This is a genomic window from Pantoea sp. LMR881 (assembly GCF_027157825.1).
Lineage (GTDB): Bacteria > Pseudomonadota > Gammaproteobacteria > Enterobacterales > Enterobacteriaceae > Pantoea > Pantoea haifensis.
This window is the reverse complement of sequence record NZ_JAPVOK010000002.1, coordinates 1-21018: the sequence shown is the minus strand read 5'-3', so window position 1 is coordinate 21018 and position 21018 is coordinate 1. Positions and strand designations below refer to the sequence as shown.

Here is a 21018-nt window from a genome sequence, read left to right as displayed (position 1 = left end):
ATTACCTTAATTGAGCACCGAGGAAACCAGCAGTTGTGTATAAGGATGATGCGGATCGTCCAGTACGCGATCGGTTAACCCGCTCTCCACCACGCGGCCCTGTTTCATCACCAGCAGGCGGTGCGCCAGCAAACGCGCCACGCCGAGATCGTGAGTCACAATCACAACAGCCAGATTGAGTTCCCGCACCAGCGTCCGCAGCAGATCAAGCAGACGCGCCTGTACTGACACATCCAGTCCTCCGGTTGGCTCATCCATAAACACCAGCTTTGGCTCTGTGACCAGGTTACGCGCTATCTGCAAACGCTGCTGCATCCCGCCGGAAAAGGTGGTGGGCAAATCATCAATGCGGTTCGCGGCGATCTCTACTTCCTGTAACCAGTGGCTGGCCTGCGCCCGGATGTCGCCGTAATGACGATGGCCGACCGCCATCAAACGCTCGCCAATATTGCCGCCCGCCGTTACCTGCGCACGTAAACCGTCCAGCGGATGTTGATGCACCACGCCCCATTCGGTGCGCAGCAAACGACGGCGATCGCTTTCGCTCATCTGATAAAGATCGTGCTCACCATAAAAGAGAGTGCCCTGCTGCGGCGTTAAGCGCGCAGACAGGCTGCGCAGTAACGTGGTTTTTCCTGAGCCTGACTCCCCGACAATGCCTAATACTTCGCCGGGATAGAGATCAAAGCTGACCTCTTCAAACCCCTTGCCTGGTGCATAGAGGTGCGTAAGGTTATTCACCGCAAGCAGCGGCTGATCACTGTGCATGTTGTTGTTCCTGCTGCTGGTGGCAAAAATCGGTATCGGAGCACACAAACATGCGCGTGCCCTGATCGTCCATCACCACTTCATCAAGATAGCTGTGGCGTGAACCGCACAGCGCGCAAGGCTCTTCCCACTTTTGCACGCTAAACGGGTGATCGTCGAAATCGAGACTTTCCACTTTGGTATAGGGGGTAATGCGTAGATGCGCTTTTCACGTCCGGCACCAAACAGTTGTAGTGCGGGCATCATGTGCATTTTCGGGTTATCGAATTTGGGAATTGGCGAGGGGTCCATCACATAGCGATCGTTGACCTTAACCGGATAGGCATAGGTAGTGGCAATGTGGCCGTAGCGGGCAATATCTTCATACAGTTTAACCTGCATGATGCCGTACTCTTCCAGCGCGTGCATGGTGCGCGTTTCGGTTTCACGCGGCTCAATGAAGCGCAGTGGCTCCGGGATCGGCACCTGAAAGATCAGGATTTGATCTTCAGCAAGCGGCGTTTCAGGAATGCGGTGTCGCGTCTGGATCAGCGTGGCGTCCAGGGTACGTTCGGTGGTTGCCGCCCCGCTCACGCGCTGGAAAAAACGGCGAATTGATACCGCGTTGGTCGTATCATCCGCGCCCTGATCGATCACTTTCAGCACATCCTGATCGCCGATGACGCTGGCCGTGACCTGAATACCGCCGGTGCCCCAGCCATACGGCATCGGCATTTCGCGTCCGGCAAACGGCACCTGATAACCCGGAATCGCCACCGCTTTTAAAATCGCGCGGCGAATGGTGCGCTTGGTTTGCTCATCCAGATAGCCGTTGTTATAACCGCTCAGTTCAGCCATGGTTGCGCTCCTGATGCTCCTGACGCAGCCGCTTCAACAGTTCCAGTTCCGCCTGGAAATCGACATAGTGCGGCAGTTTTAAGTGGGATACGAAGCCAGCCGCTTCGACATTATCAGCGTGTGACAGCACAAACTCTTCATCCTGCGCCGGACTGGTGATGCGCTCACCGTGTTCCTGGGTTTGCAGGGCACGATCCACCAGCGCCATCGCCATCGCTTTACGCTCGGCACGTCCAAACACCAGGCCGTAGCCGCGAGTAAAGTGCGGCGCATCGACGCCATTACTGGTGAAGCCATTAACCATTTCGCATTCGGTCAGCAGCAGTTCGCCAATCTCCAGTTCAAAGCCCAGCTCTTCCGGGCAGACGCTGACGCTGACAAAACCGGTGCGGATTTCTCCCGCAAACGGATGGGTGCGGCCATAACCGCGCTGGGTTGAATAGCCGAGCGCCAGCAGGAAACCTTCGTCACCCCGGACTAACTGTTGCAGCCGCGCGGCGCGTGAGGCGGGAAAGCCCATGGGTTCACGGGTGATGTCAGCGGGTTCGCTGCCGTCATCCTCTTCCCGCGCAGCCAGACCTTCCGCACTCATCATGCTGAACATATGAGGGCAACTCGTCGGCAGCGCCTGATCGCCTCGCGGCGCGGCAGGCGTTTCACCATTTGCTAACAGGGTGAAATCCAGCAAACGGTGACTGTAATCGTAGGTTGGCCCAAGCACCTGGCCGCCAGGCAAATCTTTGTAGACCGCTGAAATGCGGCGTTCAATGTGCATTTCAGCGGTTGCCAGCGGCATGCTTTCCGCCAGGCGCGGCAGCGTAGTGCGATAGGCGCGCAGCAGGAAGATTGCTTCCACTAAGTCGCCGCTCGCCTGTTTAATTGCCAGCGCCGCCAGTTCGGGATCGTAGATGCCGCCTTCTGTCATCACCCGGTCTACCGCCAAACCCAACTGTTGCGCTACCTGATCGCAGCCCAGCTCAGTGGTCTGACGATCGCCACGGCGTAAATCTGCCTGTAGCTGATGGGCATTGGCTATCGCCTTTTCGCCCCCTTTCACCGCGACGTACATCAGCAAACCTCCACGTCGGTGGAACGCGGTACGGCCATCATCGCTTCGCCACAGGTAAAAATAAGATCAACACCTTGTGGGAAAGGATGAGGGCGCGACCGCAAATATTCGAGCACGCTTTCAGGCAGCTGCGGCGCAATAGCGCGCGTTTCACGCAGGCCAGGGCCGGAGAGGCGCAGCGTCAGGCCACCATTCAACGACGGCACTTCAATAATCAGCGTGGTGCTTTTTTCCGGTGCCAGATTATCGCCTGCGGCGAAATGAGCAGGATCAGGCTGGGATGCTGCATGACTCAGAGCAAAGGGCGCATCGTAGCTGTCAGTAATCGGTGCGCCGGTGTGAAAACGCAGGTTATTACGCAGTTGTTCATTATCGATTCGCGCGTCGATCCACAAAGGGCTTTCCTGATCCACCAGCGTCAGTAACACTGCGGTAGCGGCGGGTGACAGCGCCCCCATCCCTGTTGCAGCGGCAGCGATACCATCACGCCAGGTTCGCTCATGGCTTTGAGAATGCGGCGAAAGGCGCGCTGCGCGTCTGCCACTGGATGATTAAAACTTGCCAGTAAAGTCATTAATTATCTCCGCGTACCAGCGTAAAGAAATCCACTTTGCTACTGGCGATTTCGCGGGCACGCAGTTGTCGCTGCTCCTCACGCATAGCCGCCAGCGGCGTAATAATTTTTTCCTGTAACAGCGCCTGCGTTTCAGGCTGCTGTAACAGCGCATCCAGCAACGCGCAGCGTTCAGCGTGCGCTTTATCGCGTCCCAGGACATAGCTGTAACCGAGCGTGCCGTCATACAGCTGCACGACGGCGCGCGTAACGGTGGCATCGCCCATAACAAAGCGTTTGCCTGTTGCCCCCATGCGCGCCTTAAGCCGCGTCAGACCAATCTCGGCGGGACGGACCAGGCTGAATTCAGGGTGAGATTGAGCGCCTTCCAGTGCGCATTGAGCTGCGCGGCGCTGCTGTGTGCCAGCACCGAAAGCCAGTGCTGGCGGGCCGTTTGCTGTTCCATTAATGCTCCAGTGTCAGTTCAATCATGTCGCCGCGCGTCAGGCTGACAGAGTATTCCGCCATCGCGCCGTCGGTGGTTGTGTTCAGCGTGCGCACGCACAGCAGCGGTGACTGCAAGGCAATTTCCAGCTGTTTGCACTCTTTCGCCTGGGCGCGGCGTGTGCTGATACGTGTTTGCGTTCGCACCAGATGTTTTCCGGTGTTGAGAAAGAGATAGTCATGCAGCGAGCCGCTGTTGAAGCGTTGCAGCAAGGGCCACCAGCTCAGGTCGGGTAAAAAGTGATTGATGACGCACACCGGCACGCCGTTGACGCGGCGCAGCGTGCGCAGATGGATCACATTGTTGCCTTCAGTAACGCCTGTGGCGCTGGCGACGTCTTTACTGGCCGGACGTAATACAGCCAGCAGCCGCTCACTGGTGGGGTGGCTGCCCTGCTCTAACAGGTTTTGGCTAAAGCGCGCCTGAGCATGCAGGGGGTAATCATAAGGACGCATCAACACCAAAATGCCGATGCCGTGACGGCGTTGTAACAACCCTTTGTTGACCAGCTCATCCACGGCGCGGCGCAGCGTATGGCGGTTGACCTCATAGTGATCGGCCAGTTGCTGCTCAGACGGCAGATAGTCACCACAGCGATAACGTTCATGCAGCGCCTGCTCCAGCTGTGCGGCTACAGCCTGGTATACAGTGGTCGGATGTCTGGATAACTCCATCACGATCGAATCCTCTTCGGTTTAAGAGTGCGGTAAGCAGCAAAAGCGAGGCTGCGTGATGGGCATACCTTGAGGTTTTCAGATGACAGAACAGTGACTGCTCAGTGACGCAACGATGAATTTGTTTTAAAGCAGCAGAATAGAGGGCCGATAACCCTGCTTATGATAAAAAACGCTTAACTGTTAAATTTGCGACGCACTTTGCAAATTTTGATGTAGATTCAACAACAAACCCGAAAGGGCGCTAACGTGCAGGATAGCTGAATTCTGCTAGCTTTTACCTGACTCTTCCTTGTTATGCGAATAAAGAAAATGATTAACAACATCAAACTTTCTGATGGTTTTCGCCGCAGTTTTTTTCGGCAGGTCTTGCTTCCGCTGGTCGCAATTTTGCTTTTAACTTTTACTGGCGCAGGTATGGCCCTGTTTCTTGGCATCTCATTAACCAATAATGAAGCCAGACAGCAGCAGCAGCGTATGATCGAAGCGTCATTTTCCCAAAGCCTCAGTGAACATTTGCGTCAACTGCGCAGTTTGTCGCGCTGGGCACCTTTGGCGCAGCATCTGGAGCAGACGCAAACTGACGTGCGCTGGCTGGACAATAATATTGGTCAGTGGCTTTTTGAGATGTTCGATCATCAAATTGTCATGGTGCTGGATAAACAAAACCGGGTGTTAAGAATGTGGCGCGACGGGCAAGCCATCTCACCGGAAAGCGAAAGTCAGCTGGTCCAGGATGTGTTACTGAGCGCACTAGTGCAAAAACCCGCTCACCCCGATCAGGTGGATTATGTACAGTCGGGTAATCGCGCAGCGGCGCTGGCAGTCGGCGATATTCAACGAGATTCGCAGCCTGGCGAACATTTTCGTTTGATCAGCCTAAAGTTTCTCGACGACAGATTTTTGGCGGGGCTGGCGGAGCGAAATCAGCTGCAGGGGCTGCATTTTTCCGATGGGACGCCCAGGCCAGGCACGGTGGCGCGCTATTTGATTATTTCGCAACAGGGTGAACCGGTTGGCTACTTAAACTGGATCCCTTCGCGACCTGGCGCACAAATGTTGCGGGCAATCGGCCCCTCGACCGGCATCGCGGTGCTGGTGATCACCCTGCTGTGCATTTACATGGCGCGTCGTTTATGGACCTCGTCGCTGAATTTGTCGCAATCTATGCTGAAGCTGGGTGCCAGCGAGGCACAGGCCCAGCATCTGGCGTTTCATGATGTGCTCACAGGTTTACCCAATCGCGCTCTGGTGGAAGATCGTCTGACGCAGGCACTGGCGCTGGCATCACGTCATGAACAGCGCGTAGCGTTAATTTTGATTGATCTTGATCGCTTCAAAACCATTAATGATACCCACGGTCATCATGCCGGTGATGAATTGATTGTTGCGGTCGCGCATCGCCTGAACAACCTGGTGCGCGCCAGCGATACCGTAGGGCGGCTTGGTGGCGATGAGTTCATCGTTGTTATGTCCGACGTCGATAACATTGGACAAGTCCAGGCCCTGGCGCAGCGCATCATCACTGAACTGGGCAAACCCTTTACCCTGTTTGGCAGTGAAGTCTGGAGCGGGGCCAGCATCGGTCTGGCGCTGGCCCCGAAGGATGGGCTGGATCGCCTGGAGCTGATGCGCAAAGCGGATATTGCGCTATATGAGGCCAAAAGCAGCGGGCGCGGTAAATATCGACAGTTTGAGCGTGCCATGGATGAATCGTTACGCACCCGGCAGATTATCGCCGCTGATCTGCGTGCTGCGCTGCAAAATTACACTGGGCTGGCGGTCTGGTATCAGCCGCTGATGGATATCAACGGGCAGCAGGTGGTCGGCGTGGAAGCGTTACTGCGCTGGAATCATCTGGAACGTGGCATTATTGCTCCCGGCGAGTTTATCGCGATCGCTGAAGAGACCGGTTTGATTATTCCTCTCGGCGAGTGGGTACTGCGTGAAGCGTGCAAAACACAACAACGCTTTCCGGGCTTAGTGGTTGCGGTTAACATTTCACCGGTGCAGTTTCGCACCACCGGCTTTGTGGAGCGAGTGGTGGATATTGTGCAGCAGGCGGGTGGCAATCCCGGCTGTATCGAACTGGAGATCACCGAAGGGGTATTGATTGAGGATGAGCGCGAGGCTCGTGCTATTATCATCGCGCTGCGTGAGGCCGGTTTCCGTATCGCCCTGGATGATTTTGGTACCGGTTATTCCAGCCTGAATTACCTCAGCACCTTTCCGGTCGATAAAATCAAAATTGATCGTTCATTTACCCAGTCCCTTGGCGTGGCGGCTAATTCTGTCGCGATTATCGAGTCGGTGGTGAAACTGGGCCATGCAATGGGATTAACGGTAACCGCAGAAGGCGTTGAGACCGAGGGCCAGATGTCGGCGCTGGCGGATGCCGGATGTAATCAGCTGCAGGGATTTTTGTTTAGTCAGGCAGTGCCGGTTGAGCAGCTGGCAGGCATAATGCAGTAGGCCTGGTTCGTTCGCCTTACGCCAGCCCTCTCCCTGCAGGAGAGGGCTGAGATGAAAAATCAGGCCGCACAGGGCAGCCCTCACCCACTACTCGGGAAAATCTGTCTCAACTGACGTCTGTTTCCAGGCCTCAATTTGCGCCAGACGCGCTTTCAGCTTGTCCGTTACCGCCTCATAGCCCCAGGCCCCCATCACCAGGTGACGCGGCGGGTTATCGTGCCTGGTAATCGCAATCATTGCTTTGGCAGCGCGCGCCGGATCGCCCTTCTGCGTGCCGCTGTATTCTGACGTGGCTTTCATGCGCGCTGCTGCCGTTTCGGCATAGTCTGGCAGGGTGCTCGCCGTTTGATGCAGTGAACGTCCCGCCCAGTCAGTACGGAACGGGCCTGGCTCAACACAGGTGACTTTAATACCCAGCGGGCCGGCTTCCTGTGCCAGCGAATCAGACCAGCCCTCTACAGCATGCTTGCTGGCAGAGTAGTAACCGGAGCTGGCAAAGCCAATGAAACCCGCCACGGAGGTAATGTTAATAACATGTCCACGGCGCGCTTTACGCATGACAGGCAGAACGGCGCGCGTCAGCTCAAACAGGCCAAACACGTTGGCGTCAAACTGGGCGCGAATTTCCTGTTCTTCGCCCTCTTCTACTGAACTTTGATAGCCATAACCGGCATTATTCACCAGCACGTCGATGGTGCCGAATTTCTCTGTTGCCGCGCTGACCGCCTTTTCGATGCTCGCTTGCTGGGTCACATCCAGAGCCAACGCCAGCGCGTTGTCGTGGCCTTCGACTAAATCGGTAATTTTGCTCGTATCACGTGCTGTCACGACGACCCTGAATCCCTGCGCGATAGTCTGTTGTGCCAGTTCGCGGCCAAAGCCGGTTGAACATCCCGAAATAAACCACACGCTTTGATTTGCAGTCATGGCTGAGACTCCCGTTGATTGTTGTTTGGCGAATTGCCTTGATGCCGGGCACGAGCGTGCCCGGAGGAAGAAAGGGTAAAGATTAGCGGCAGCGTTGCTGCCAGCTTAACCCTCAATGCTTTTTATGAAAAATCTGGCTGGCGGTATCACTGATAATTTGCGCTGCGCCACGATCGCCTTTTGCCATGGACGTCATGAAAGCTTTTGCCTGCTTAAGGGTAATATGCGGCGGCAGCGGTGCGACCTCCGGATCGGTTTTCACCTCCAGCACCACCGGGCGATCGGCACTCAGGGCGCGCTGCCAGGCATTTGCCAGCTCATCCGGATTGTCGACAAAAATACCCTGCAAACCAAGTGATTCGGCAAACTGCGCATATTTTACATCCGGCAGTTGCTGCGATGCCTCAAAACGCGGATTGCCCTCCATGACGCGCTGTTCCCATGTCACCTGATTGAGATCCTGATTGTTAAACACGCAGACAATCAGGCGGGGATCGGCCCACTGCTGCCAGTATTTCTGGATGGTAATCAGCTCGGCCATATTGTTCATTTGCATGGCACCATCACCCACCAGCGCCACAACCGGTTTTTCCGGATGAGCAAACTTAGCGGCAATGGCGTAAGGCACTGCTGCCCCCATACAGGCGAGGCCACCAGAGAGAGAAGCCCGCTGGCCTTGCTTAACACGATAGTCGCGGGCAAACCAGTTGGCACAGGAGCCAGAATCTGAGGTCACAATCGCATTTTCAGGCAACTGTGGTGACATTTCCCACACGACGCGCTGTGGATTCACCGGGTTGGCCGGTGCCAGCGCCCGTTCTTCCATTAGGGTCCACCAGTCACGCACCTGTAGCGCAATGTCCTCTTGCCAGCTGCGATCCTGCTTGTGCTCCAGCAACGGCAATAGCGCACGCAGCGTTTCAGCGGCGTCACCGTGCAGGTTCACTTCGCTGGGATAGCGCAGCCCCAGCATGGCGGGATCGATATCAATCTGTACCGCCCGCGCCTGACCTTCCTGCGGTAAAAACTCGGTCCAGGGAAACCGCTACCAATCATCAGCAACGTATCGCAGTTCTGCATCATATCTGATGAGGGTTTCGTGCCCAGCAGCCCGATTGAACCCGTAACAAATGGCGCATCATCTGGCAGTACATCTTTACCCAGCAGCGCCTTTGCCACACCTGCGCCCAGCACATTCGCCGCCTGAACCACTTCAACAGCCGCATTGCGCGCCCCGGCACCGATCAGAATGGCGACTTTTTTACCCGCATTCAGTATCTCAGCGGCACGCTGAAGATCGGTTTCGTAGGGGATAACTTTGGGACGCTGATAACCGGTTCCGGAATGGGTAAACCCGTGCAGATGCTGGGGCGCTTGCCACTCTTCATCCTGAATATCTTTTGGAATGATCAATACGGCGACGCCGTTTTGCGCAATGGCGATACGCACGCCGCGATCGATCAGATGGCGTACCTGGGCGAGCGCGGCAGCCTCCTGCACGAAATTAGCCACGTCTGAAAAAACCCGATCAAGGTTCATTTCCTGCTGATAGCTGGCGCCGCGCGCCGTCGCTTCAGCCTGTCCGGCGATGGCGATAACCGGTGCGTGATCCATCTTTGCATCATAAAGCCCGGTGAGCAGATGCGTCGCACCCGCCCACCGGTAGAGAGGCAAACTCCCGGTTCGCCGGTAAATTTAGCGTGTCCGGCCGCCATAAACGCCGCCATCTCTTCGTGACGCACCTGAATAAATTCGATGCCATCACCGTTTTTATTGGCGCGCTGAATCGCACCCAGTACGCCGTTAATACCGTCGCCCGGATAGCCGTAAATCCGCGTGACGCCCCACTCTTTCAGGCGCTGAACGAAAAAGTCACTGGTTTTGATGCTCATTAATGCGTTCTCCCTTTCGTGTTCGGTGCAGACTTAAAGGGTAGACCACACAGCCATTACCGTGACTTGCCCGACATTGCCGGATACCGCTGCCGCAGTTGGGTAAATATGTCTGCCATATCTGCCGCTTCGCCTGATGCCTCCACCGCACGGAAAACCTGAGTTTTCAGAAAATGTCGCCAGCCCACCGGCGCTTCGGCAAGAAAATTTGTTAATAATTGATAACGGGCAGGCGTCCACAGCCGTTCAAATGCGCTGCGGGCAGAGCCGTGATCGAAATGCTGCGTCAGGGTTTGTGGCATAGCGGCACGTAATGCCGCTGTCGCAGGGGCATCGATCTCATTATCGATAATCGCTACGCCATAGTGACTGCGCGCCGCCTCAACGCTGATAAAACCGCAGCGCACATCCTGTAACACAGCCTGCACGTCACGTTGCGACGGCAAGCCGTAGCCGCCCGCACCGGGACCTCTCACCTCCACTACATCCCCCGGCTGGCACTTGATGACGTCAGTGTTGCCGTGTTCAGTAATTTTGCCCTCGCGCAGAGTGCGAAAATGTGACAGCGCACCACATCGTCCCCCCACCGCACCCGCTGAAGCGAATACTGAACGATTGCGGTTACGTGCGGTAATCAGGGTATCTGGCGAGAAGATTTCAAATGCCATTTCGGTTGCCAGGCCGCCGCGATATTGTCCAGCTCCGGCGCTGTCCTGTGCCAGTCCGTAACGCAGGAAGCGAATCGGCACTTCGGCTTCATTAATCTCAATCGGCGTGTTTTCAGAAATGCCGACAGGCCGCCTGATCCATCAGGCCCATCGTGGCGCGGCGTGCCGCCTGCACCACCGCCTACCGGTCCCAGCGAAGCCACTACGCTGCGATTCTGCCCATCGCTGGTACGAATGTTCATGATTGAATTACCGCCTGGCGAATTGGCGGGCAGCCGATCCGCATCGCCAGCGAGAAGACGCCAACCGTCGCGATTTGCGACAGCGCACAGGTTAACGAGCGCATTCCCACCGCTGCGGGCGCTTCACAGTTCATTACCGTTCCCGGCGGCAAAATAGCGCGGGTCGACCGCAACGTCCCCGCATTGAGTAACAGGTTACGATCCAGTGTGGACAATACATAAGTCACACCTACCAGCGCCAGCGGATGACGTTCACGCCCCCGGTTGGCATATTGAGTGAGGAAGCCAGTTGCGGATCGCTGCCAGTATAATCGAGTTCCAGCGTATCACCCTGAACGCGCAGCGTGATGGCGACGCGGCAGGGATAACCGCCCTCACCATCCTCATCGGCGTAATCAGCATAGAAATATTCGCCATCAGGAATGGTCGCGATAATGCGACGTGCCTGGCGTTCGGCATAATCTAAAATACCGTCTATGCCCTGAAGAAAATCGTCTCTGCCAAAGCGCGCAATAATGTCGTGAATTTTACGTTCACCCACATTAACCGAGGCGATTTGCGCTTTAAAATCTCCCCAGTTTTGATCGGGCACCCGCACATTGAGACGCATGATGCTGGCAACCTCTTCATTCAATACGCCGTTGCGCATGATTTTTAGCGGCGGAATACGAATGCCTTCCTGCACGATATCGGTAAGTGAACGCGACAGCGAGGCGGGCACCGCGCCGCCCACGTCGGTATTGTGAATATGCCCGACCACAAAGCAGACGATTTCACCCTGATGGAATACCGGTTTCCAGATATGAATGTCGGGTGAGTGAGTCGCCACGTTCCCGGCGTATGAGTCGTTAGTTATGCAGATATCGCCCTCAGCGTAATCCTCAATCAACGCCAGTACCGGCGCGTAATCAATTCCGCTGTACCAGGTGCGCCAAAACTGCGCGGCGAAGCGAAGGCCAGCCCGTCAGACTGACGATCTGGCAGGAGAAATCTTCCGTCTCTTTGACAAAGGTCGAGGTGTGCGGTGCGCATTAAGGTGAATGCCATCGCGTCAGCGGCGGCAGCGCAGTAGTTCGCGAGGATCTGTAAGTTACGTCCGTCAATTGCCATGTTAGCTCTCCAGCGCCGTGATCAGCAGGTTGCCAAAATCATCCACATTCACCGTCATCTGAGGCGGCACGCAGGTTGTACAGTCATCCTGGGCAATGATTACCGGCCCGTTGAGTTGATGTCCGGCCCGCAATGTCGAACGCAATACCACATCCACCTGATGAAAAGCGCCATCAATCCACGCCTGCACCTGACTTACCGTCTCGACCGCCGCCGCCGCCGGAGACAGACGACTCAGGGCTGGTTTTGGCGTTGGTGAAGTAATCACCAGGCGCAGGTTGATTAGCTGAACCGGTGCAGCACCATCACAATGTCCAAAAAGCTGTTGATGCTGGCGATCAAAGCGTCATGCAGCGCAGTGACATTAGCCTGGGTCAGCCATTCAGCCGCGAGCGGTACTTCGATTTCAAACGACTGTCCGCGATAGCGCATATCGGCGCTGAATTGCAAACTGTAAGGCATGTCGTTGCCATGTTCTTCTGCCAGCCAGTGACGTGCCCGTTGGCTGAGAGCGTCAGCTTCGGTTGCCAGCTTATCGGCCAGTTGCGCAGTGAGATCGCTGTACAGCGTGCGGATAAAATCGTTACGAATGTCAGCAACTAACCCACCAAGCGCCGAAAGTACCCCGGCGTAGGCGGGACAATCCACACCTTTCATGTTGAGTTCACGCGCCAGAAAACATCCCATCATCGGACCGGCTCCGCCAAAGGCGAGAAACCAGAATTCACGCGGGTCGAGGCCAAAACGCGACAATAAGCCGCTGGTATCGCTGTACATGCTGGAAACTGCCAGTTCGATCGCCGTTTCTGCCGTCTCTTCTACTGAGATATTCAGTGCTTCCGCCAGGGTTGCCACGCGGCGCGAGCGGCAGCAACATCGACTTTCACTGCGTTATACCCAAGATCGCCATGGCCGATCATGCCGCAGGCGGCAAAAGCATCGGTAGCGGTTGGCTGCGTGCCGCCGCGCTGGAAACAGACGGGGCCAGGCAGCGAGCCGGCACTGTCCGGCCCCATTTGCAACACGCCTTGTCCATCGATCCAGGCCAGCGAACCTCCGCCCTGACCCACCGATGTGACCGCCACCGACGGAATAAAAAAGCGGAAATCACCAATAATTTCACCGTTACCCTGCGCGACTTTGCCGTCAATGATCACCGCTACATCGGCGCTGGTGCCGCCGATATCCAGGCTAAGAATCTTGTCGAAGCCGCAGGCGCTGGCAAGGTAGCTGGCGCCTGTTACGCCCGATGCCGTGCCGGATAAGACCATCTGAACGCATTCACGCTTCGCCTGCTCAACACCCATTACGCCACCATTGGATTTGGTGATGCGTGGCGGCGTCACAACGCCCATGGTGCGCAACGCATTCTCGAATGATTCCAGATAATTGATTACCATCGGCTGGACATAGGCATTGATGGTGGCAGTGATGGTGCGCTCATATTCACGAATAATCGGCCAGATATCAGCCGAACAGGAGGTGAGTAGTTCCGGCGCTTCCTCTGCAATGATATCTTTGACGGCCGCTTCATTATGACGGTTGCGGTAGCTGTGCAGCAGCGAGACAACGATACCCTGGCAATTGGCGGCGCGTGCTTTGCGATGGCATCCATGACGCTCTGACGATCAACCTGCTGTAATACATTGCCGTCGCGATCGGTGCGTTCCCGGATAGCAAAGACCCGATCACGTGTGATTAACGGCGCAGGCCGCCGGGAAAACAGGTCATGAATATGGGGATCTTTAGCCGTGCCAGTTCCAGCACATCGCAAAAACCGTCGGTGGCAAACAGCGCCAGCCGTACGCCTTTACGCTGAATGACCGCGTTGATGCCAACTGTCGTTCCGTGAGTAAAGTAGCCGATTGCAGCAGGTTCAATGCCCCTCGCGCTGTTGAAACTGCGCCAGACCGGTCAGAATTTCATTGCCGGGCCTGTCTGGCCGCGACAGCACTTTCAGGGTATGAATCTGGGTTTGTTTGCTGATCTAATATGGCAAAATCGGTAAACGACCCGCCAATATCCACGCCAACCCGGTAACGCATGTCGAATAAACTCCAGTGTCAGGAGAGAGGAAATTCCATCAGCTTGTGCGGCTCTTGCACCACACGCCAGCCGAGTCGCTGGTAGACCTGATGGGCATCGTTAGTTGAAAGCATCCAGCGGCGAACCGTTTGTAGCTCTTTATGTTCTCGCACGCAGGTGGCGAGCCAGCTTCCAAGCCCGTGTCCCCGCCAGTTTACGTCAATGATGACGTCACACAGCCAGCCAAAACGGGTGTAATCAGTGATTAAGCGGGCGAAACCGATTTGTACCTCCTGATGATAAAGACCAAACGGCAACGAACCGGCTATCGCCCGTAGCGTTTTTTTCCCGTGGCTGATCCTTGCCCAATACGAGCGTTGTAACTGACTGTGAATCCAGTCGAGATCGAGCCGCTGGCGCTCAGTAGAAATTATGAATTCCTCGCGCTGCCACTGTTGATCGGTTGAAATGTCCATAGCCTCTCCTTGTCATTGGGTATTCAGTGTAAAAGCATTGCTGTAAGCGACCCGGCTGAAGCAGCCGAACGAACAGAAGAATAAAGGGATTTTTGGTTCGGAAAAAAATTTTATGCTGCAGGCGTTGCGGAGTGAGGCGGTGAGTTAGTGATAGTTTGAGCCGGTTGTATCTGGAGTGTTGTGTTGTAATGGGAGCAGGCATCGCCTGTCTCTCGACGTTTTGCAAAACAGCTGATAAAGGCTGTTGAAACACGTAAGGTAACTTAAATCTTTGGTGTAGCTTTATTCCATTATGATGCAATGATTTTATGGTAAGTCCTGGCTGGAAAGTTTAATTATGGTGAATCAGATTGATTATGCGGCATAAGCATTTGAAGTAATGCCGACCATTAGGCAATGCCCGGCATATTTTAATTTTCGTGTGGGCTGATAATTTCTTAGAAGCGGTAACCTACGCCAATATTAAAGCCGTTATTATTATAAGACCCGAATTTATCTTTAATCCGTGATCCTTCATAACCAATATCGATTACAAAGTTCGCCGTGGGAGGTTAATTTGAAGGCCAACACCGTAAGCGAAACCATTACCATTCCAGCTCTCTTTACTTGAGAACCTTTCTGAGCTTTCAACCCAGGAAACATTTTCACTGGCTTTTAAATAGCTAAAGCCAACCTGTAACCACCCCGTATAATGCTGATATAGTCATTAACGCGCCATGCCGGCCCAGCCATTAGCGTCCATAATTTCTGCTTTATCTTTTTCATCTAAGACAACAGATTCATCATCAAAATATAACTTTTATCTCCTGACAGATAACTAAAAGAGCCAATAACGCTTAAAGAGGCTGAAATTCGCCCTGCACCCGCGCAATGTCCGCAACCTGCCCCTCGCTTTCATCGATGAACTGCGCGTCCGGCCAATCTATGCATTCAAAGTTGCTGCTGCGGGTTAACGTCGTACCCGCGCTAACGGCCTCTAGCCGTCAGGTACATCAATATCCGAATATTAAGCACGCTACCGGTATAACCACAACATAGCGACACGCCCAGTCTGGACCTTAAAGACGACTGGCTGACCGAGGCGGAATTCGGGACCGATAGGCCGGTCACCATTGCCGTTGAACGCGGCAACTGGTGATCGCATAAACCACTGAATGACGGGGTAAAAGATTCAGGCTTGATGGCCGGGATCTTTAAAGTTAAAAAGAGTCTGGATGATATTTGACCTTCGGCTTTCAGGTTTGAATAAAGCGATTAGGAGCATCTGTGATCCCTCGACCAAGTCATTGGAGTAGATTTCCATCTATGTGAAGCTATAAAAAAACCGCCTTCCATATAAACAAAATCAACAGATAAGATTGGGTCAGTAATTTTTACCACTGAAGAATATACGCTAAAAGGACATCATAACTTTTAGACATTCCGTAAAATGTAATCTTATTATTCATCCAGTACACTGCAAAAACATCAATATCTTCTTTAGATCGCTTATCTTCATTTTACTTTATCCTTTATTAATTCGATCACTCCTACTGGATCAGAGTCAACTCTTTGCGGCGTCGTAATTTTCACATCATAAGCCTTACAATTATTCACATTATAATAATGAAGAGATAACTACTTTGGCCACATCTGCGTTTGAGTGACCTGCATTTTCCTGAAACCCAGCAGATAGAGAATCGTGGATGTGTTTCCCATACCTCTAAGAGGCAATGACCTGCTGATGGTTGCCTTAACTTGATTCATAAAGTTGATGCATTTTAAATCTCTGGGCGCTATAAATTGCTGGCCGGGTTTGGCCGTCGATATTTTCTCCCGCCGCACTAATCAAAACTTTATTGATAATGACCTTCATAAGCTTTTCCGACAAGTGACAGCGATTTTCTGCCGGGATCAACCGCATGCCCAGCGCCAGCGCGTAATCGCTAACATCTTCCGCCCGGCCGACACCGCCATTGCTGTCCGAGCCGGGATTGTTGCTCCAGAATAGCTTTAATGATATCACGCACTTTCTGGCAAATCGCCTTTTACCATCGGGCCAGATCGTACAGCACCTGCTCTGGCAGTGAGTTCTTATCACAAGCATATTGAGCGTATGACTGTACCGATTGACCATAATCTACCATGCCCTTACCGAAGTCATTCAGACTCAGCGCATTATTCTCAATTGTCCCAAGTTCTTTGCTGAAGGTCAAATCCTTTGCTTTGAATACGGAAAGGAGCTATTCCAAAAACCCTAAATTGCCCCCACCCAAGCCTTAATTTTAACAATCACAAAATCTCAATCATGTCAATTCAAATTCATTGGTCAGCAGCCATAAAATGATGGCAAAGAATAATTTGACAATAACCTACGATAATTACTGAGAGCAAACCAGCCAAAAAAAATTACAAAAAGCTAAAGAGTTAAGCTCTTTTAAAATAATCATTATGGAAGACTCATTTTTTACCTTATCAATAATTTTCTGAGCTTCAGAACCGGCATATTCAGAACCAGAGGAACCACTAACGTTTCCCTATCGCCCTGAAAATCACCGCAGCAACATCTCTTTGGATATACCTAGTTGTCCTTGATCTCAGTATATTTCAGTAGGCTTGGATTGAACTGAAGTTCCCAACCTCCAGTAACCAACTTACCTGTTGCATTTTGCTATTAGCTTCACAAGCATGTGCCAACACCATGCCCAATACCAGCGCCAAGACCGGTTGTTATTGCTCCCGTAAGAGGATCATTTCATTTAGATGATTGGTCAGAGCACCAGCACCGGCGATCGGTCACTGTTCAGCAAGACCATTTCCCATAGATGACATTTGCCAATATGTCACTGAGTTCATCGGATTGATTTCACCATTACCAGTATACTGCATTCCAGCATTAGCTCCGGCACCCAGTGCGCACCTGCACAGGCGGAGGTGCTGACAGGGATCAGTACCACCTGTTGCCAGCGCGCCCGCAAACTGCCCTTGTTTACTGCTTCTCCGCGTTAACAAGTAGCTCCGTAGGATTATCCGCACACGAAGGAAATCTTTACCGTGGTCTTTTGCGAACTGCTCCTGTCAAGCTTCTGTACCTGCGCCAAACAGGTTATTAACCACAATGACCTTGCCCGCCTGCGCTGCAGCCGCTGCGTCCGCCGTGCCGTCTCCGGTCGGGCGGCTGCCCAGCCCGGCTGCCAGCGTGGCCAGTGCGCTCACCTTTTGCTTTTCGCTTTCGCTCAGCGCGCCAGCCTTTTTCCGTAAATCTCCAGCGCAACCGTCATGCCCGTCCAGCTCTGCCACACAGCACCCGCTGCGCCGCCCGGTGCTGTTACCTGCGCTGCGGTATTTTCCGCGTTCCTGCGCCGCGTGTGCCATCGCGCTACCGGCGTCATTCGGCCCGCTGTTACCGATAATGTTGCAATGGCAGAGTGCGGCGCCGCCTGCCGAGTGCCGCCTTCAGATCACGCCCGCCAGACCCTGTATCGCCGCCGTGGCCGCCTGAATGCTGCCCTGCTGAATGGCGCTGCCAGTTCCCCACTGCTGCTGTGTCGTTTATAGCCGTCCGTCGCCGCAAGCTTCTCGTTGTAGGCTTTCCAGTCGACCTGCGTGCCGCCTTCACCCGGCGCGCTGATGCCTTTCTCCCAGCTCGGCCTTACCGATAGCAAACTGATCCTGTGGGGTCAGCGGTGTATGGAAGTGATTTCTTCGAAGATAAGATGAGTTAAGGCGAAACCGTTGTTTCAGCGAGCGAAAGGATGCAGTATTGCGCATTGATCTGCACAATTTTTGCCAGTGCCGTCACTTTCATTCCAGTACTCTTCCGGCGCGGGCACAGCGCGAAACCAGCGATGTACCACGTTGATAGCTGATACCCAGATCAAGGGTTGCGCTGCCGACGTAATTTTGATGCTGGAGGCCCAACTCATTTTTGTGGTGTGAATGCGCTGCGCTTTTACTTCGGTATCGTTGATGAAGTTTCGCGTCTCGCGGGTAATAACTGCATAGCTCAGCGTGGTTTTCTGGCTACCGTTGCGGTGCAGAACATAACTGACATTCGCCGTTAGATTTTTACTTTTACCGCTGTATTGATAATCAGCATTGCCCCCGCCCTCGTCTGGCTGTAGCGATAATCGCTGGCGGTAATCCCTGCCAGCCAGTAGCCAAAGGGAACGGAATGATGGGCCTACGAAATTTTGCGTGCCTTTATTTTTGCCAAATTTGAGATCGTGACTGGCGTAAAGATAAACAGATCGCTCAGCGCATGGTGGATTATCCGGTGCAGGGTGACGCCGCCCTGGTAACGCCCGGTTGTGCGGCTACCGGCATCATCCAGTGATGCGCCGAGCCGCCACATTTGCGTTGATTCCCTTGTACCGCAAACTGGCTCTCTCCTGGCGCATCACACGGGATCAGCGACATATCGGCTTTACAACGCGGCGAAGCAGATGGTTTCAATCCCTGCCCGTTATCACGCAGATCATAAAGCGCCCCTTTACGCGACGGCAGCGCGCTATACAGCGTGACGTAATTATCGCTGGTAGCCGTTAACGCAATCTCACTAGTTTTACCAAAGCGGTTGCAGGAGAGTGTACCCAGTGTGAGATCCTGCGGCGGCGCAAAGCACGCGGCTGAGTGGCGTAGCCGCTGTCAATCAGGCGATTTGCAACGTGCGCATCAACAGATTAATACCCTTTCAGCGCCAGGCCGGTGGCCCTACGCCTGATTTGCTTGAACGTTCGAGCGGTAACCAGTGCGGAAACGCCTCCCGACCCTGAGTTTAATATTGCCGGCTGGAAGCAAGGCGTTTCCGCTGGAAAAGTGAGCCGCGACAGAGTAGCTGTACTGACAGAGGCGAACGTCGGTGCTGGCGGCTGGAGCTGCCCGCTTCAATCGCTTTAGCCTTCTTTGCTGCGATCTCTTCATTTGCTGCGTGTACTTTGTGGGCGGTAACAAGCAGCGTTGTGGCATCGAAAAATAAAGACAAAGACATTAACTGGCAGTCTGCCTCCTCGCTCGTCCATGAGTTGTCCCTGTTTATCCCTGTTGAAATGCACAGAGACTATGGGGCTATTTGATGTTAAAGGTTAATTTGCACGCAAATTATTCTTAAACAAAATAATTCCAGGGAGATCATTTCAAACGGGTAACGGATAGAGATAAATCACTGCGCGAAGTGAGGCTTTCTGTCGGGAGAAAGCAGAACTTTATGTCGCCATCGGGCATGGAGAGAAGTCGCGCGCCAGAGCGATTACCAGGCTGGAGGCCCTTCAGCTCAGTTTAAAAAACTACACGCCGAATTCCACAGGATTGTGCTTCGCGACTGAGCGATCGCAACGGCACGCTGCTGCTTTTCATGATGGGTGACTTGATCCGATATAACTGAAATACACTATCGATGCCGATTGGCCCATCGAGCATTTTTCAATCTTCACAGTAATGTTCAATGCCACGGGTAATAGAAGCGCAGCAAATAGTCGTAACCACCGGTAATTCGTGGCCTCCATTAATTCATCCACATCACGTATGGCATTTTCCAGACTTCATAAAATCTTCGCGGCGAAATCCCGGCAGCGTCACTTACATTAAATACCGTGACGGAGTCCGTGATCTTAGTGAGATTAATGTATTGCTTCATAACCCGTAATAAATCACCCGCTTGCTCCAGCCGCTTGACCCGTTGCAGGCAAGGACTGGGCGAAAGTCCCACAGCGTCGGCAGAGATTAACATTACCCAATCGGCCATCTTTCCGCAGTTGCGCCAGAATAATGATGTCGATGCGGTCGGGATTTCATTAAGCCGTTCATAGCGCCCCTCATTGTTAACCAACTGTGCAGGATATCGATGGTATATCACGCTTTTTCGGGTAACTGCTGCATGACGTTAAGACGGCGCTACCCGCGAGAGACTCAAATTGTTCAGCAATATCAATGAGGAAGCGAGTTTTGTCGGGCGTCCTGTTGCGTATGGCATAATATCCACAATATACATCGCTGCTTCCGGTTGCGAATCCGTGGTCACCAGCGGCGCAGGAAGCGCACCATGTGCGATGTACGCCGCGCTTAATCAGCAGCCCTTCACGGCAGGCACAATCGAGGATTTTTGCGTCAGCGCGGCGTCAGGACGTCAGTTTCGAAATAATTTCCATTGCCTGCATAAAGCCCAGCCCGCGAACATCACCGATGCAGGCATATTTCTCAGCCAGCTGGCGCAGACGCGCCATTCATCTGCTCGCCAAGCTGATTAGCACGTTGCAACGGGTTGTCATTTCCAGCAGATCAAGTACCGCCAGCGCCGCAGCGCAGGCTAATTCGTCGCCGCCGTAAGTGCCGCCAGGCCCCAGCGTGATTCCATCCATGATTGCCGCTTTTGCCCCACCACACCGGAGATGAGCGGCATATGACACTTTTCGCCACCATTGCCAAGATCAGGTTTGGTCTCCGAGGATGCTGGAAAGCGAACATTTTTTTTTCCGGGTACACGGCCAAAGGCCGGTCTGAACTTCATGCCAAATCAGCAAAATGCCATGCTGCTCAGTGATGAGAAACGCAGCGCCTGCATAAAGAGGCGGGTCCGGCAGAGCCCGAAGCCGCCATCGCCCTGCACCGGCTCAATAATGATGGCTGCTACGCGCTCCGGTAAAATCTGCACCGCGAGCAATGATCTAACCCTTTCGAGCAATCGACTTCCGTCACGCCATGCAGCGGATTGGGGGAGACAGCAAACGGTAAACTTCGGTGCTCGGCCGCCAGTTTTGTTTGTACGGTGCGCCCATGCCGGTAGGCGTAACCGCCCAACAGGGTGCGACCGTGAAAAGCGCCAT

General features: G+C 53.8%; 14 protein-coding genes and 7 pseudogenes. 2 read left to right on the top strand and 19 right to left on the bottom strand.

What is annotated here, in order from left to right; all coding sequences use genetic code 11:
• Window positions 1-6: 6 nt before the first annotated feature.
• The 6 genes and pseudogenes from phnK to phnF all read right to left on the bottom strand — a co-directional run bounded on the left by phnK (window position 7) and on the right by phnF (window position 4406).
• Complete coding sequence (gene phnK / locus O3W44_RS01730; protein WP_269291748.1) at window positions 7-768, bottom strand: phosphonate C-P lyase system protein PhnK; 762 nt, start codon at window positions 766-768, stop codon at window positions 7-9.
• Window positions 758-1605 (bottom strand): annotated as a pseudogene (locus O3W44_RS01725) (alpha-D-ribose 1-methylphosphonate 5-phosphate C-P-lyase PhnJ). The gene phnK and the pseudogene O3W44_RS01725 overlap by 11 nt, the downstream one beginning before the upstream one ends.
• Window positions 1598-2674, bottom strand: coding sequence for a carbon-phosphorus lyase complex subunit PhnI (locus O3W44_RS01720; protein WP_269291747.1), 1077 nt, complete (start codon window positions 2672-2674; stop codon window positions 1598-1600). The pseudogene O3W44_RS01725 and the gene O3W44_RS01720 overlap by 8 nt, the downstream one beginning before the upstream one ends.
• Window positions 2674-3248 (bottom strand): annotated as a pseudogene (phnH, locus tag O3W44_RS01715) (phosphonate C-P lyase system protein PhnH). Before phnH ends, O3W44_RS01720 begins: the two are co-directional and overlap by 1 nt.
• Window positions 3248-3693: pseudogene (gene phnG / locus O3W44_RS01710) on the bottom strand (phosphonate C-P lyase system protein PhnG). The pseudogenes phnH and phnG overlap by 1 nt, the downstream one beginning before the upstream one ends.
• Window positions 3693-4406: a phosphonate metabolism transcriptional regulator PhnF gene (gene phnF, locus O3W44_RS01705; protein WP_269294339.1), complete on the bottom strand. Its 714-nt coding sequence runs from the start codon at window positions 4404-4406 to the stop codon at window positions 3693-3695. The pseudogene phnG and the gene phnF overlap by 1 nt, the downstream one beginning before the upstream one ends.
• Window positions 4407-4718: 312 nt before the next feature.
• Between phnF and O3W44_RS01700 the strand changes: the two genes are divergently transcribed.
• A complete protein-coding gene (locus O3W44_RS01700; RefSeq protein ID WP_269291746.1) occupies window positions 4719-6878 on the top strand; it encodes a putative bifunctional diguanylate cyclase/phosphodiesterase in 2160 nt (719 codons plus the stop codon).
• Window positions 6879-6965: 87 nt separating this feature from the next.
• On the opposite strand, the gene O3W44_RS01695 is transcribed toward O3W44_RS01700, so the two are convergent.
• From O3W44_RS01695 to O3W44_RS01675, 5 genes and pseudogenes are all read right to left on the bottom strand, one after another.
• Entirely contained in the window at window positions 6966-7805 is an 840-nt protein-coding gene (locus tag O3W44_RS01695) for an oxidoreductase (protein ID WP_269291745.1), read from the bottom strand.
• A 112-nt stretch (window positions 7806-7917) separates the two neighbouring features.
• Window positions 7918-9697 (bottom strand): annotated as a pseudogene (locus O3W44_RS01690) (thiamine pyrophosphate-requiring protein).
• 56 nt (window positions 9698-9753) lie between these two features.
• A pseudogene (locus O3W44_RS01685) lies at window positions 9754-11717 on the bottom strand (hydantoinase B/oxoprolinase family protein).
• A 1-nt stretch (window position 11718) separates the two neighbouring features.
• Window positions 11719-13762: pseudogene (locus O3W44_RS01680) on the bottom strand (hydantoinase/oxoprolinase family protein).
• Window positions 13763-13780: 18 nt separating this feature from the next.
• Window positions 13781-14218: a GNAT family N-acetyltransferase gene (locus O3W44_RS01675; protein ID WP_269291744.1), complete on the bottom strand. Its 438-nt coding sequence runs from the start codon at window positions 14216-14218 to the stop codon at window positions 13781-13783.
• Between the two features lie 1051 nt (window positions 14219-15269).
• Here O3W44_RS01675 and O3W44_RS01670 point away from each other — a divergent pair.
• Window positions 15270-15356, top strand: a complete 87-nt coding sequence (locus O3W44_RS01670; protein ID WP_442954655.1) for a hypothetical protein — start codon at window positions 15270-15272, stop codon at window positions 15354-15356.
• A 594-nt stretch (window positions 15357-15950) separates the two neighbouring features.
• Here O3W44_RS01670 and O3W44_RS01665 read toward each other — a convergent pair.
• The 8 genes and pseudogenes from O3W44_RS01665 to O3W44_RS01635 form a co-directional block, all read right to left on the bottom strand.
• Window positions 15951-16223 carry a hypothetical protein gene (locus tag O3W44_RS01665; protein ID WP_269291743.1) on the bottom strand — a complete coding sequence of 91 codons (273 nt, stop codon included), beginning with the start codon at window positions 16221-16223 and terminating at the stop codon, window positions 15951-15953.
• 1052 nt (window positions 16224-17275) lie between these two features.
• A complete protein-coding gene (locus tag O3W44_RS01660) occupies window positions 17276-17572 on the bottom strand; it encodes a VENN motif pre-toxin domain-containing protein (protein WP_269291742.1) in 297 nt (98 codons plus the stop codon).
• Between the two features lie 365 nt (window positions 17573-17937).
• Window positions 17938-18387 (bottom strand): annotated as a pseudogene (locus O3W44_RS24850) (ShlB/FhaC/HecB family hemolysin secretion/activation protein); the annotation flags it as partial.
• Window positions 18381-18551 carry a hypothetical protein gene (locus O3W44_RS01655; RefSeq protein ID WP_269291741.1) on the bottom strand — a complete coding sequence of 57 codons (171 nt, stop codon included), beginning with the start codon at window positions 18549-18551 and terminating at the stop codon, window positions 18381-18383. The pseudogene O3W44_RS24850 and the gene O3W44_RS01655, both read right to left, overlap by 7 nt.
• Before the next feature lie 423 nt (window positions 18552-18974).
• On the bottom strand, window positions 18975-19187 hold the full coding sequence (locus O3W44_RS01650; RefSeq protein WP_269291740.1) for a hypothetical protein: 213 nt from the start codon (window positions 19185-19187) through the stop codon (window positions 18975-18977).
• A gap of 513 nt (window positions 19188-19700) precedes the next feature.
• Window positions 19701-19940: a winged helix-turn-helix transcriptional regulator gene (locus tag O3W44_RS24845; RefSeq protein ID WP_442954588.1), complete on the bottom strand. Its 240-nt coding sequence runs from the start codon at window positions 19938-19940 to the stop codon at window positions 19701-19703.
• Between the two features lie 478 nt (window positions 19941-20418).
• Window positions 20419-20553, bottom strand: a complete 135-nt coding sequence (locus tag O3W44_RS01640) for a hypothetical protein (RefSeq protein ID WP_269291739.1) — start codon at window positions 20551-20553, stop codon at window positions 20419-20421.
• Window positions 20554-20708: 155 nt separating this feature from the next.
• Window positions 20709-20855: a hypothetical protein gene (locus O3W44_RS01635; RefSeq protein WP_269291738.1), complete on the bottom strand. Its 147-nt coding sequence runs from the start codon at window positions 20853-20855 to the stop codon at window positions 20709-20711.
• Window positions 20856-21018: the final 163 nt, after the last annotated feature.